The organism is Kocuria cellulosilytica, from assembly GCF_040981245.1.
Taxonomy (GTDB): Bacteria; Actinomycetota; Actinomycetes; order Actinomycetales; family Micrococcaceae; genus Kocuria; species Kocuria cellulosilytica.
The window spans coordinates 1-526 of sequence record NZ_JAVFWZ010000135.1 but is presented as its reverse complement, the minus strand read 5'-3'; the positions used below and the strand labels follow the sequence as shown (position 1 = coordinate 526).

1 protein-coding gene is annotated in these 526 nt (G+C 72.8%); it reads left to right on the top strand.

Annotated elements, in window-relative coordinates:
- Window positions 1-478, top strand: a 478-nt coding sequence (locus RCG67_RS17360; protein ID WP_497801016.1) for a TroA family protein, incomplete at its 5' end; no start/stop codon positions are given.
- Window positions 479-526 lie beyond the last annotated feature (48 nt).

Sequence of the window (526 nt, the reverse complement as noted above, 5' to 3'; positions counted from 1 at the left end):
GACGGACGTCGAGCAGCAGCTCGCGGACGCCGCCGCCGAGCACCCGGAGCTGGAGGGCACGTCCTTCGTGTACGGCACGCTCGACCCGTCCGCGGCCGACCAGATCTTCGCCTACACCGCGGTGGACAACCGCCCCAAGTTCCTCGAGTCCCTCGGCATGGTCCAGTCCGAGGCGGTCGCGGAGGCCGCCGAGGGCAAGGAGGACGAGTTCTACATCACCTGGTCCCCGGAGCGCGCCGACAAGCTGACCTCCGACGTCTTCGTCAGCTGGGCCGAGGACGAGGGAGTGCGCGAGGCCATCGAGAACGACCCCCTGCTCAGCCGCGTCCCCGCGGTCGCCGACGACGCCCTGGTGCTCCAGAGCGACCAGCAGGAGGTGCTCTCGGTCTCGGCGGCCTCCCCGCTGAGCATCCCGTGGGCGCTCGAGAACGTGCTCCCGGACATCGCCGAGGCCGCGGCCTCCGCCGGCGGCCGGTGAGGTCCCGGTCCCGGTGAGCAGCACGAGCACGGCCGCCCCGGCCGCTCC